Origin of the sequence: Pseudomonas sp. 2995-1, from assembly GCF_002742505.1 — a bacterium.
Lineage (GTDB): Bacteria > Pseudomonadota > Gammaproteobacteria > Pseudomonadales > Pseudomonadaceae > Aquipseudomonas > Aquipseudomonas sivasensis.
In genome coordinates this window covers 1-279 of sequence record NZ_LJSA01000576.1, presented here as the reverse complement: position 1 = coordinate 279, position 279 = coordinate 1, and the positions used below count along the sequence as shown (strand labels likewise).

The following is a 279-nucleotide window of genomic DNA, read 5'->3' as shown; positions in this document are numbered from 1 at the left end:
AGCTTTATCCGAAGATTCCCCTCCATCAACAACTCGTGTGATTACTTGTGCTAAAGCTGTTGAGATACGGCTACTTCCTGGACTTCCTAATAAAAACTGAGGTTTTCCGTTTTTGAACAATAAGACCGGTGCAACACTGCTCCAAGGTTTTCCGCCAGGTAAAAGATAATATGGATGAGTCATATTTTTATATTCAAAAGCACTCATATAATTGTTATAAAAGAAGCCTAATCCATCGGCCACGGTTTTACTCCCAAATACTAATTCAATGGATTGGGC

1 protein-coding gene is annotated in these 279 nt (G+C 39.1%); it reads right to left on the bottom strand.

Annotated features, from left to right (window positions below):
- Positions 1-270 (bottom strand): gamma-glutamyltransferase (locus AOA61_RS27845; protein ID WP_256583507.1); only part of this gene is annotated, 270 nt, incomplete at its 3' end.
- Positions 271-279 lie beyond the last annotated feature (9 nt).